Origin of the sequence: Granulicella sp. L60 (genome assembly GCF_009765825.1) — a bacterium.
Taxonomy (GTDB): Bacteria; Acidobacteriota; Terriglobia; order Terriglobales; family Acidobacteriaceae; genus Edaphobacter.
In genome coordinates, this window is sequence record NZ_LMUR01000018.1 from 1,425,900 (window position 1) to 1,439,383 (window position 13,484).

The following is a 13,484-nucleotide window of genomic DNA, read 5'->3' on the forward strand; positions in this document are numbered from 1 at the left end:
GCACCATCCGTCTCGACCGCCACGGACCCGATGTTTCCCACTTCCCGCAAAAAGTCTGGGCAAGGCTCGTCGCCAAACGCATGCACGAGAACGGCGGATCCATGTTCGAGTACGCCTACGACTTCAGAGGCGATCCAACCCTGCGAGCACTCACCGCGCGGTACCTCGCCCAGGCTCGCGCCGTCACCTGCGACCCCGACCAGATCCTGATCGTCAGCGGCTCGCAGCAGGCAATCTACCTCGCCGCCCGGATCCTCCTCAACGAAGGCGACCACGTAGCCATGGAGAGCCCCGGCTACTACTTCGCCGGAAGAATTTTCTCCTCTCAAGGCGCCCAACTCATACCGATTCCGGTAGACAGACATGGACTCAAGGTCGCCGAGCTGAAGAGACATAAAGACGTTCGCATGCTGTACGTCACGCCCTCGCATCAGTTCCCCACAGGAGCCTCGCTCACCCTGTCGCGCCGCATCGCACTGCTGAAGTGGGCCCGAAGCAGCAACGCCTTCATCCTCGAAGACGACTACGACAGCGAGTTCCGGTACCGAGAGAGCCCGCTGCCTGCGCTTCAAGGTATGGCCCCCTCCGCTCCCGTCATCTATACCGGCAGTTTTTCGAAGTTGCTCTTTCCCTCACTTCGACTGGGTTATCTCGTACTGCCGAAGCAACTTGTAACAGCGTTTCGAACGGCAAAGCTACTCAACGATATGCAAAGTTCGTCCTTTCACCAGCTCGTTCTAGCGGACTTTCTGGCCGAAGGTCATCTTGACTCTCACCTCCGACGGATGCGCACACTCTACGATGGTCGCCGCGCAACTCTCACGCAAGCCCTGAGAGATCACTTCGGGACAAGAGTAAGAATCTCCGGAGACGAAGCTGGAATGTACCTTCTTGCCAGCTTCCAGAGCAGTCTGTCAGAAGACGAGGCCTGGACTCGAGCCTTTCACGCGGGAGTGCGATTAGAGCGCCTCTTCTGGCCCGCTGGAGCATCCGTGAAGCAGCCAGGCTACGTACAGTTTGTCTTCGCATACGGAACGCTCTCCGACAAGGAGTTGCAGCTCGTCGCGTCGCGTCTGGCAACCGTCTTTCTCGCCTGAGCTCATAGAGTGCTGTAGCTCAGGCAAGTAAACGGTCTAAGAGTTAGAAGTTCAGCTTCAGTTGGAACTCCGTCGTTCGCGGACCACCAATATCCGATGTGCCGGAGCCGCGTTGAACACGATTCAGGTCGTGATCGGTAAAGCCGTTAGGACCGTTCAACAGACCGCTGGAACTGCCAGTCGTCGTATTCGCTAGCGTCCCATTCGTATAGTCTCTGAAGTTTGAGAAGTTCCCGACGTTGTAGAAAGCGATGCCCGGTACTAACGATAAGCCCTCCCGCAGACGGGTGATACGGATTGGATAGGAGACGCTCACGTCGAGATTGCGGTAGAAGGCGTTCTCCGGACCAATCTGTTCCGAAACTGGAACGATGGGTTGCTGCGTAGCCTGCAGGGCGATCAGTTGTTGCTGGGTGAAAAGGTTAGATGCAACCAATGCCTGGCCGGCGGGCGTCAACTGACCGGCCTGGGTTGCATTGTACTGTGAGATTAGTTTGTTGAGATTATTTCCCTTGTACTGATGCATGAACGCTCCAGGGCCTGTTCCCGGAACGAGATCGCCGATTGTCCCGTCGCCGGTTACATCGGACTGAAAGATACCTGCCGTTGCGCTGCCGCTGGTTCCACCGTTATCAAGATTGAGATCGGTGGCCGCCGCGGAATAGAAATGTCCAATGATGCCGATCTGCGGACCATACTTCAACGTTGCCGAGCCGCCGAATGAGACCTGATGCGTGTGGTCAAGTCCGTTGCGCCCTATGTATGCCGTCGGATGATCGAAGTCGTACGACGGCGAAGAGAAAAACTGATCGCCTACGCCTGTATTCCCTGCGTTGATAGCCGGGTTTGCCGTCGATACGATGCGCGACAGAGAGTAAGAGATCTGCAGATTGGAGCTCATGATGCCAGGCACTGGATGGGACTTCTGTTCGCGGAAGACTATCTGCAGCGCATCGTAGCCCGATCGGCCAACAGGCAACAGGAAGAGGCCTTGACCCAGAAGCGGATTGAGTCCGGGAAACGCCGCACCTGTTGCAACGGTTCTGCCGACGTACGATGCGGGATTCGTGCCATTGAAGGTGATTCCCGAGTCAAGACCATTCGAAGCGAAGTCGGCGATCTGAGCACCGGCTGCAATGGCGCATGTGATCGCCGCACTGCTGTATCCTCCCGCACAGCCGAAGCTGCTGGTCGTTACAGCCATGGCGTTCTGAGCGGCCGTGGTGTTGAGAGTGCGTGCAGCACCTACATGGTTCACATCAATCTGCTGCGCGATCTTCAGAGTCGAGTTGTGAACATAATCAACTGAGAGAATTCCTCCCTTGAAGATCTCATGCTGGATACCGCCGTTCCACTGCTCGGAGTAAGGCGTGCGGTAAGGAGCCCCATAAGCTTCGGTGATCGTCAGGTTATTGCCAACATAGCTGCTATTGCTGGCTGGGCCGACCTTCGCGGTGACGCTCTGAAACAGGTTCTGAAGGTTGATGAAATGCTGGCCCGCCTGGCCTAGGGGTTCAGAACAGATCGCCGCGATTGAAACGCCGCCATCGCTTGTAACGACGGAACCATCCGGCAGCGTCAGCGAGTTGGTACCACCGCAAAGAGTATGGTTTGAATCGTTAAAGAGACCCATTGGGATCAAATTCGCGCGGGCGTTGGTCGTATTGTTGAAGACATCACTCTCGTAGAAGATGCCGAATGCGGCACGCACTACAGTTTTATGATCTCCCGGACTAAAAGCGAAGCCGAGTTGAGGGCCAAAGTTAGCGTAGGGCTGATGGATCTTCTTACCCAGCCCAGCCTGAAACTGATCAAGCAGAGGCGCACTACCGGAGCATGGAGATTCCAGTGAAGGATCCACATCCGAGCAAAGCGGCGTTGGCAGGTCCTGGTTGGCGCGGTCCGTATCGACGCTCCAGCGAAGGCCCGCCGTCAACGTAAAGCTCGGAGTGATCTTCCAGTTGTCGGAGAGATAGGCGCCCTGCCGCCAATCCTCTGTTCCGCCACCCGGCAGGTTGAAGCCTGGGTTTTCCGTGAAAAATCCTTCTCCATTACCGAATCTCACTCCAGCGGCGAAGTAGCCATTCAGAGGATCGGAGGGGCAGGGGCCAGGTGTCCCATCTCCGCAGTTCGGTAGCAAGGTGGATGCAAGAAGGCTTACTCGCGGGGCTAAGCCAAAGAAGCTGGCAAAACCACCGCCAAGAATACGGTTTAGGCTATACCCGTAACGGATGAGATGAGTTCCCTTCGTCCAACTTCCGTCATAGCGAAATTGTTTGTCCGATTGATAGGTGTTTTGAGGGGAGTCAACGTTCGGGCCCGAATAGAGACCGGCTGTTGCCAAACGAAAGTTCAGACCCGGAAAGCCGTTATACACGCTACTGTTTCCATCGGTTCCATCTACCAGCAGATTGTGAAACTTCTCATAGCTGGCTCGGAACGAGTGAGTGAAATGTCCTGTTGCAAAGTCCGCCCCACCTGCGAGGCCGGGCGTGTTATCGCGATTGTCATAGATCTCATAACCCGCGCCGAAGTTTGAGCTGGAGATGTTGACGTCGTAGTTTGCACGAGCAAAGTAATGCACGCCCCATGGCCCGTCGTAGTCTAGGCGAACGGTGGAATATGTCTCGCGGAAAGGGGATGGGATGGTCGGGTACGCCGCCTGAATCGCCGAGAAGGTTGGGGCCATCGTGATAGAAACCGGTGACTCCTGCTTGATACGCTCCGCATTGCCGAAGAAGAAGAGCTTATTTTTAAGGATCGGCCCGCCGACACTTCCGCCAAACTGATTTCGCTGGAAGGGAGTATCTATACCGCCTGCAGTATTTGCGAACAACGCGCTATGATCCTGGAAGTTGTAGAAGGCTTGACCGTGAAGTCTATTAGTCCCAGAGTTTGTGGAGACCAATACCTGGCCGGTTGAGGTCACATCTCCCGAAACATCCTGGGTCGAGCGATTTAGCTGAAAGTCTCCGATTGCGCCTTGAGAGACGTTGAAGATCGTTGTACCAACCGTTTCGTCTGTGATGTCCTGGCCGTCGAGGAGAATACGAGTCGTTCGCCCCGAAACACCGCTCGTTGAGATCGCCGAGTAGCCCGCCTTGGTTGGATCAAATGATTCTCCACTCTGCAGAATTACGCCCGGCTCGATCTGGGCGAGGTCGAGGAAGTTACGACCATTAACCGGCAGAGAATCGATCTGCTCTCTCGTGATAACGTCACTCACACCTGCCTGGTCAGTGTTGACTTGAAGTGCTCCGGCGGTCACTTCCACTGTCTCTGTCGATGACCCGACTACAAGCCGGAAGCTTCCGCTTGTCGCCGTACCAGTACGTACGACCGTCTTTACCGTCAGCGTTTCAAATCCCGGAGCGGTTACAGTAACCGTATACGGCCCTGGATTGAGAGGTCCGATGCTATAGAACCCACTTGTATCGGTCTTTAGGGTCTTCGAAGAGTTAGTGTCATTCCCAAGTATGATGACTACGGCATTCGGCACGATTGCACCTGTGCTATCAGTGATCGTGCCCTGAATTGAACCACCGTTGACAGAGATTGCCTGCCCCTCTCCCATCACGGCAGTCGCAAGAACCAACATCAATATACTGAGTAGCGTCTTCATGAACTTTCTCCTGGCTTCCAAAGTTGAAAACATGGATCCGAGATCATCATGTGGTCCGCCGCGCTGCTCGCGGTCATCTCTCGAATTCCGACATGTAGTACGAAATCAATTCAAGCGCCTTTTGCTCTTGTTGTAATTTCAGGCGCACCTTCGCTTTTGAGTACGATATGGTTGGCCGAACACAGCTACAATCGCGTCTGGCTACTTCTCTATCCGCTTTGACGGGATATTACGGAACCACTTACTAAGCCATCAGTCGTACTTCACCGCAGATCATCTAGAGGATCACGGGAACGTATGCACTAAACGCTTCAGTTCCTGGGAAGTTGATTGGAGTGCCCATATTAAAACAGGACAAGACCAAGTCGCGACCACGTAGAAACGACTTTAGGGCAAGCGCAGCACGACTGCTATGGCCACCTCAGGAAAGTTTCACATAGCCACTTGTCACGATGTGCATATGTGTCAGGCGATCGAGTTAGGCACATAGACTATTTTTGCTTACTGTACAGACAGCTTCCTCTGCTTTGGTCCCCATAGACCTACCCGGAAAGGCACTCCAACAGAGAACTGCAGATTTGGTGTGTCGGGCGTTAGCCCCACGCCAAAACTTAAATCGATCGTTCGTCCAGGTGCATAAAGGTAACTCGTTCCCAGGCGCAGCGTCCCCTCCACCAGATAAGACGCAGGAATATCTGCGCCGTTCAACGTGGTACTCCGCGTAAATCGCTGATCCCAGCCGAGGGTCATCGAAACCTCTGGGTTTAATGCGAGGATCGATCCTATCTGGAATCCCATCGCATCTCCAGGCTTGAAGTGACCCACAGTGGTAGCTGCTGGATTGTTCGGATCGTTAGCTGAAACCGTGTGGTCGCCTGCAAAATTGGCTGTATAGGAAAGATTTCCGAAGAACACTACCGGGTCGCTGGACTTCGCCAGTGTCAGGTTTCCCTGAAGCGCATTGAATCCTGTTCCCAGCGCCACCTCGCTACTCTGCAGGTTATAAGGGTCCTTGCCTGTCGTGGATTTGAAGCGAACGTTTGCTAGAATATCGGGTTTCTTTCCACGTTCGGTTGTCAGCTGCCGTGAGATGCCGGCCGAGATATCGCCCAACCCGAAGCTGCTTGAAGATGTTTGCACATTGTTCGCATCCACGGTTCGAATTAGTTCATACCCATATGGAACTGTGAACTCGCCCTGGAACTTATGAGGTAATCCGAGTCTTGCCGTAAGGGACGGCAATAGGTAGTCCTCACGCACGCGCTCCGATGCGATATCGCCCACCACCAGTACTGGAAGCAGCGCAAATCCGTTGACTGTGACATGGTCTGAGGATGCGCTGAAGTAGGAGGTTGTGTTGTCGATCTCCAACGTTCCGGAGGGCAGCAGTAAGCCGCCACGCACAATCAAAGCCTGATCGAGCGCCTCGGTCGCCTGCCGTTCTGTGGTGTCGTACGTGGATGTCGATACGATCGAATTGATGACACGACTGGTTGACGGACTAGGTAGGACAGGGCGTTCGTCAAGCTTGGCAGAAGTAGCTCCACCGTTCACTCGCAACTCGAGCTCGCTTACGCGTTCCAGTAGGTTCCGGATGATGGCATCGCGCTCTCGCAGCGCATCTTGTAGTTTCAAATCGATCGGGTCTTTCGACGGAGCCGCTACCTTGGCCTGAGCGATCTGCTGATTCTGTGGCTGTTCCTTCACCGGCGTCGTCTGGGCCAGAAGAGTTCCCGCACACGTCAGCATCAAAAGAAGGCCTGATAAAACTCTTCGCCGCAACATCGAGCCGCCTTTCCCTTCAGTACAGATAGTTACTCGGAGCCACGACTCCGATCTTTCGTGAGATCACCGACTCGTCCGGTAGCAGCCGCGATGCAACAGACACACTCTTCTCTCCAATCATCCTGTCGTCCGGCGGATGAATCGTGAACACAATGCCGTTCTTCCACAGAGTCTGAAATCGATCAACCCGCATGGTCATATTGCCGAACCCCGGATCGCCCAGAATCACATGCCCCGCGTAGATACCTTTCACCACTACAAAATGGTCGAAACCCTTCACCCGTATCGGAACGATGACCGAAGTCTTTTCCATTGCCAGATCCTCAATCGACATGCCACTGAAGGCCTCCGCATGATATCCACGAGCCTCAGAGAAGCGCTTCAGGTCCAGTAGCGAAAATCCCCCGCGAGCTCGCACACGAACCGGGTCCACCCGATGCAGGATCCACACCACGATCGAGGTTTCAGGTGTTGGGTCTTTAAAATCGTAAGCCAGCAAGGTGCTCAATGCCGCAGCGCCGCAGCTCATATCCCAGCGTTGCTTCACCACGCCTTCGTCACGAATCTCTTTCATGCTGCGAATATTCTTGCTCGCCTGCACCCCGGTTGCGCCTCCAGTGCTCTGGGCGCGCGCGGGGGCAGAGAAGAGAGAAAGAATCACCGCTCCAGCGGAGACTAGTGACCGAAGGCAGCTCATCAGTGTTTCCCGTTCAGGTTGGACTGCAGAATGGTTCCGACCGTCGAGTTAAGATTGACGTTCAGGTTCAGCAGCACGTTTATATTCGAGTTCACAGCGTTGATATTCACCAGCGAACTTAGGCTCTGCTGTGCGCTGCCGTTCAATGTGAGTGTGCTCATATTAGTCCCGGTCAGCGGTCCAGTGAGGACTTGCAGCGTACCCGCGCCTGTTACCAGGCCGTTGGCCGTTGGCGCTGATCCTTGAAACTGCACAACTCCATTTGAGACTCCCGCTGTAACGCCCGCTGCCGTGATTCGATCCATGGCAGCGTCGTTCAGCGGTTGACCCGTGTGCCTGGTTGGGCTTTGGGCCAATCCTGCAGTGGCTAGCATAGTAAGACTCGCAATCACTAAAAGACGACTCATACATCCTCCTTGAAGCCGAGTGCAGCAAAGGCCGGAACTCCGCCGCTAGTGCGGAGTTCCGACCTGTAACTGCTTTTAGTGGACCTGCGAGATGCTGTTGACCTGGCTCAGCGAAGGAATCGCGTTCATGTTTGCCGAGTGAGCGATGTTCAGCCCATTTGCAACCATGCCACCAGCTGCGTTCACGATGTTCAACGCCTTCGCGTTCGACTCAGCAGAACCGGCGAGGGTCACGCTGTAGTTGTTAGCTGCATTGACAGTCGAGCCATCCACTGCGATGTTGGTCGCGGCGGCATTATCCAGGCTGACTGCTCCTTCAATGTTCTGAGTTACTGCGGTGTTCTTCACTGCCGTGCTGGAGCTCATGTCCGAGCTGCTGGTCGAAAGGCTCGCTACCGTGCTGGTTGCCGAGTCGTTCGAGGAGTTGATGTTATGCGACGAAGCATCGCTCTTGGACAGCATAGAGCTGTTGCTGCTGGCGCTGCTCGCACCGAAGGAGCTCATAGAAGCTTTGTTGGCGCTGGACGAAAAAGCTTCCTGTCCGCCCTTCGATGAGCTGGAGTTGGTGGCGAAGTTCTTGGAGTCGCCCGTGCTTGCCGCAAGGCTTGCATTGGAGGCCGAGTTGTCGGACGCACTTGCATTCAGCGACTTGTTCGACGTAGATGCATCGCTGCTCGCGCCGTTCGAACTGGAGCCAGTCTGGTAGTTGTCGGCGGCCGCCAGGGAAGCATTGCCTGCAAACGATCCGTTCGCCGCTGAACTCGTGCTGCTCGCACCGTTCGCAGCGTTATTGGCCGCTGCGCTCTTTGCTGCTCCGTTGTTGGTTGTGGCACCCTTGCCCTGCTGATAGTTAGACGATGCGCTCTGACTTGCTGCCGAGTTCGCGTAGTTGCTTGCCGAGTTCGAGCTGTTCGCACCCGAAGCATTGACAGCGCCGCTTGCATTGAGTGATTTATCGTTCGTGGTGCCGCTGGACGTAGCGGCATTTGCACCGAAGGTATTGCTCTTGCCTTCGCTTGCGCCTAGGCTCTCTGTGGAGCCCGATGACTTCGCTGCGCTTGCGTTCAAGGCACTGTTGGACGTAGAAGACTTCGTTGTTCCCGAAGATTTGTTATCGTAGGCCGACGCAGAAGCGTTGTCGGAAGAAGAAGAGCTGTTGCTGTTCGTGTTTGTGAGCGAAGCATTCTTCGACGCCGAAGAGCTGTTCGTGAAGCTGCTATTGCTCGCTTGGTCATTCGTGTACGACTTGTTGTCGCTCGCGCTATGGTTCAAAGAACCATTCAGGCTCGACGAGGTGGCATCTGTCTTAGACACGTTCGAGCTCTTATTGACCGTAAGCTGGCTGTTGGCACCGCGAGTGTAACCGCTTAGAGATGCCGTCGTGCCCGCAGACTGCGAGATGACGTTGCCCTGTGTGACATCGGCGCCTTTCGTAGTGCTATCTGCGGTCATGCTGCTGTCGTACACATTAACGCCGTTTGCAACCAGGCTGTCGCTCGAGTTCACAATATTAATACCGCTCGCACCGCTCAAGGCGCTTCCACTTACATTCACCGCGCCCGTATCCGTGGAGTTGACTGTCGAGTTATTCGCCGCGATCGAACCTGCGCCAGAGGGATCGCTTTGACCGGCCGTGACCTTATCCATCTGGTTATCACGGAGAGCCTGTTTGCTCTGTTTGTCGTTTGTGGTTTTTGGTTTGTTGCTCTGTCCGTAGGCGGAGCCGCCGACTAGAACCGATGCGGTAATGAGAGTGCAAATGAGCTTATTCACTTCTGCCTCCTGGGGCATTTGTTGACGAAGCGCGACCGTCTACGCAGCAGACCCGGCTGCACAGTGGACAAATTTGACGCACCAATCTGCGCGGGCCCGGCAGGAGATGGGCGCAGTGGGACATCACGTGAATATTTGAGTTAGGGCTTCAATACGGGCTGAATAAAATCAGCATAAACAAAAAAAGAAAAAATCATGCGATCGAAACGCTTCATAGAAGCCGGTCGCGTCGTAGTCCATGTCGTGCGTGAAGCCCGTTATTCCTAATGACTGTCATCTCTGTCTTGCATACATCGCGCGACAGATAGAGCCCGTTTCAGAAGCCTTCAGACTTCCGACGGCGTGATATATGCAATCGTCATACCAATTGCGGACCTTGCATTTCATGGCAAATATCGCATGTGTCTTCGAATACCATGCAGCAACTTGCAAATATCGAGGAAAAAGTTGCCCAGTTGCATCTACCGCAGCAGTAACCCCATGGCATGACCCGGTCGTAACCCCGGATTTATTCCTCTGAATATCTGAATAATAGATAAGCTAACTACTAGCAAGCTCGTTCCGGGTGGCATTGTAGTTAGTTTTGGCTCACCCCATTTTTTTGCGACAGCGAAAGTTATCAGCTGATTTCTACTTTCAGATAATCGACTAGGCAGAGATATATCGGATCATGCTGTAAATAATGCCGATTATTCACAGCATGGGCATAATTAGCGTTTTGAAATTGACAGCCGGAAATTGCCCGGTCTATAGTCGTCGTCGCACCTATAACGATAGCTCCTACAGTTATTGCGGGAATGCGTTGTTGTGCCCGAACTCTTTTCAAAAATCTGTAATGTATCCACTGGCTATCCTTTATGCACTACGTTGTTCTAACAGCTAAGAATTAATACTCAAAGGAGGGACGAAGGCCAACAAAATGCCGGTCACTATTCGGGATAATGCGAAAGTTCCTAGATTGTCGCTTGCTAGACGGCAGAATCGGGACCGCTTAGCAAGTGGCGAAAATCTCAGGAAGGCGGTGTAACGATATCCCAACCCTCGCGAGATTATCGCCACGATTTTGGCCATATAGCGACCTCGGTCTTTTTTTAGCCATACCATCAACGCATCGGCTACAATTCACCGACTCATCGAGGGCTGATTTCACGTTACCGAATTTCTGATGTTGAATCATAGCCAAAAAGTTTATGGCAATAAGCGAAATCGAACGAGTGCTACGTCGCAAGACCCCGGCGAGTGGACATTGGTGTCCTCTCATCTTATTGGCATAGTACGAGCATTTGTAGATGTTCAAAGGAATAGGAATTCGGGCTATGTCATTAGGGAACAGGCAGTACCTTGCGGCGATTCTATTTTTAGGTATTTCTGGTGCGGTAGTTCAGGGACAAGTGATTCCGGCGGAGAAGGCAGATGACGCTCGAGTGGAGCATCTGCTAAGAGAGATGACGCTGGAAGAGAAGATGAACTTGATCCGAGGTGGCGTGGAAGATTCTTCGGTCTACCAGGGGCAGGCAGGGTATATGCCGGGTGTGCCGAGACTACATGTTCCTTCGCTGCGTATGGCGGATGGGCCTCCCGGGCTGCTGACGCGAGTTCCTGCGCAGGCAGAGACGGCGACGATGGGAGTTTCGGCAACCTTCAGCACGAAGGACGCAGAGGCAAATGGTGTGGTCATCGGCCGGGAGGCTCGCTCCCTTGGAATCGATGTGGTGCTGCAGCCGTTCATCAATATAGATCGCGACATCACCTTTGCACGCGGGTACAATACCTTAGGCGAAGACCCATTGCTGACAGGCCTGATGGGAGCGGCTGAGATTCGCGGGGCGCAAGCACAGGGAGTGATGGCGCAGGCGAAGCATTACGTGGGATATGACACCGATTCATACAATGTGTTTATCGATCAGCAGACGCTGCATGAGGTGTACACTGCGCCATTTGTGCAGGCGGTGAAGGCGGGCGTCTCGTCCGTCATGTGTTCGTACAACCACGTCAATGGCCCGTTTGCCTGCGATAACAGCGATACCCTGAACACCATTCTCAAGGGCGAGATAGGATTCAAAGGCTTCGTAACATCGGACTGGGGTGCGGTACACAGCGTTACATTCATCAACCATGGGATGGATATGGAGATGCCTGGTTCGCTGCCACCAGACAGTCCCTTTACTGCATTCATCAACTCCTACTTTGTGACCGCCGGCGCTGAGACTGCTCCAGCGAGCAAGCTCGATCAGGATGCGCTGGAAGGTATTCTGGGAGGGTCTATTCCAGAGGAGCATGCAGCACCAGGCATGGATATGAACGCGTTCCCCCGCGACAACGATAAGACGACGATGGAAGCGGCGTTGAAAGATGGGACAGTAACTGAGGCGACGATTACCGCGGCGGCCCGAAGAGTCCTCTACGAGATCGATCGCTTCGGCTATCTGGATGGAAAGCAGAAACATACAGTGACGCCGCAAGATGTTGAAGCCAATGCGGCGATTATCCGAAAGACTGCAGAGGACGCAGCGGTGCTGCTGAAGAATGAGCACGCGCTTCCGCTAAGCAAAGACGATCTACAATCGCTGGCCTTGATAGGTCCCGGCGCAGGGCAGGTCGCGGCAATCGGAACGTTTGGAGAGCGCAGTCCGGGGTTAGTGGAGAGGCAAATTGGACCGCTTGAGGCTTTGAAGAAGCTCGCACCTGGGACCAATGTCCGCTACGCAGTGGATGACGATATGACTGGTGTACCTATCGATGCAGCGATGCTCTCGCATGAAGGCAGACCTGGACTGGTAAGGACTGTTAGCACAGGAAAGAGTTTCATAGACGCACAACTGAACTTTACTCATACCAATGGCAGACCGCTTCCGGCTAACGAAAGCGTGACTTGGACAGGAACGTTGAGCGCGCCGGGCGCGGGAGACTATTGGCTTTACCTACAGGTGCTGGGCGCACGTGGCATACTCTCGGTCGACGGCAAAGAAGTTGGGCGTACGGGTGCCGCAAAGGGCACGGTGCACGGAGATGTGCAACATGCGACGCAGGACAATGGATTTCCCACGACAGATGGGTTGGACAATGTCCGACGCTCGGTGCAGTTGACTGCTGGTCCGCATGACATCACGGTGAAGGCGAGCGGAGATACGTCGAATCATCCTGAGCAGATTCGTCTAAGCTGGATGACTCCTGAGCAGCGGCAGCGCAATCATGACGCGGCGATTGATGCGGCGAAGCATGCACATACTGCAGTCGTGTTTTTGTGGACGCGCGGCAAGCCGAACTTCGAGTTACCGGGAGAACAGGACAAACTCGTTGAGGACATTGTGGCGGTGAACCCAAATACGATTGTCGTACTGAACGTCAGCCAACCGGTAGCCATGCCCTGGATAGGCAAAGTAAAAGCGGTGCTGCAGATGTGGTGGCCCGGAGATGAGGGCGGTTGGGCGACTGCGGATGTTCTTTTGGGTAAAACCGATCCGGCGGGCCGTCTGCCCTTTACCTGGGCGAAACGTCTGCAGGATTATGCGGCGAACGATCCAGCGTATCCAGAGCGTTCGGCCAAGGGCGTCGATGGCAAAACGACGTTCTCCGAGGGAGTAGACGTCGGCTATCGCTGGTTCGATAAACAGAAGATCGAGCCTCTATTTCCATTCGGCTACGGGCTGTCGTATACAAGCTTCGACTACTCGGATCTCCACGTGAAAAAGGCGGCGGACGAAGGACTGGATGTATCGGTTCGCATCAAGAATGTTGGCAGTGTCGCGGGGGATGAAGTGCCGCAGGTATATCTGGATGCACCGCAGCAGAGGTCGCAGGGAGTGCAGTTCGCAATGCGTACACTGGCTGCGTTCGATCGTGTGACGCTCGCGCCGGGTGAGAGTAAAGAGGTTACATTGCACGTGTCTCCACGCAGCCTTGAATACTGGTCGGTTGCGGAGAAGCGTTGGGTGCGTTCGGATAAGAGACTGGTCAGGATTGGCTCTTCCTCGCGCGACTTGAGACTTACGGCTGAGAGATGAAGTGGAGTACCTCCCTCCTCCCGGTCAAAAGTGTGCAAAGTCTTCAAAACAATAGACCTAAGTCCGGACCTTGGTGCCGAGGCATATGCCTCGGCTTTG

7 protein-coding genes are annotated in these 13,484 nt (G+C 54.4%); 2 read left to right on the top strand and 5 right to left on the bottom strand.

Annotated features, from left to right (window positions below):
* Window positions 1-1,097: PLP-dependent aminotransferase family protein (locus GSQ82_RS16295; RefSeq protein ID WP_158793246.1), on the top strand; the 1,097-nt coding region annotated here is incomplete at its 5' end.
* 43 nt (window positions 1,098-1,140) lie between these two features.
* Here GSQ82_RS16295 and GSQ82_RS16300 read toward each other — a convergent pair.
* From GSQ82_RS16300 to GSQ82_RS16320, 5 genes are all read right to left on the bottom strand, one after another.
* Window positions 1,141-4,719 carry a TonB-dependent receptor gene (locus GSQ82_RS16300; RefSeq protein ID WP_158793247.1) on the bottom strand — a complete coding sequence of 1,193 codons (3,579 nt, stop codon included), beginning with the start codon at window positions 4,717-4,719 and terminating at the stop codon, window positions 1,141-1,143.
* Between the two features lie 501 nt (window positions 4,720-5,220).
* Window positions 5,221-6,468: a transporter gene (locus GSQ82_RS16305; protein ID WP_371417234.1), complete on the bottom strand. Its 1,248-nt coding sequence runs from the start codon at window positions 6,466-6,468 to the stop codon at window positions 5,221-5,223.
* A gap of 52 nt (window positions 6,469-6,520) precedes the next feature.
* Entirely contained in the window at window positions 6,521-7,201 is a 681-nt protein-coding gene (locus tag GSQ82_RS16310) for a C39 family peptidase (RefSeq protein ID WP_158793249.1), read from the bottom strand.
* The gene (locus tag GSQ82_RS16315) at window positions 7,201-7,608 is read right to left on the bottom strand and encodes a hypothetical protein (RefSeq protein ID WP_158793250.1); all 408 of its coding nucleotides are present in this window, start codon (window positions 7,606-7,608) and stop codon (window positions 7,201-7,203) included. Before GSQ82_RS16315 ends, GSQ82_RS16310 begins: the two co-directional genes overlap by 1 nt.
* A gap of 75 nt (window positions 7,609-7,683) precedes the next feature.
* A complete protein-coding gene (locus GSQ82_RS16320) occupies window positions 7,684-9,381 on the bottom strand; it encodes a hypothetical protein (protein WP_158793251.1) in 1,698 nt (565 codons plus the stop codon).
* A gap of 1,316 nt (window positions 9,382-10,697) precedes the next feature.
* On the opposite strand from GSQ82_RS16320, the gene GSQ82_RS16325 reads away from it, so the two are divergent.
* Window positions 10,698-13,385: a beta-glucosidase gene (locus GSQ82_RS16325; protein ID WP_158793252.1), complete on the top strand. Its 2,688-nt coding sequence runs from the start codon at window positions 10,698-10,700 to the stop codon at window positions 13,383-13,385.
* Window positions 13,386-13,484: the final 99 nt, after the last annotated feature.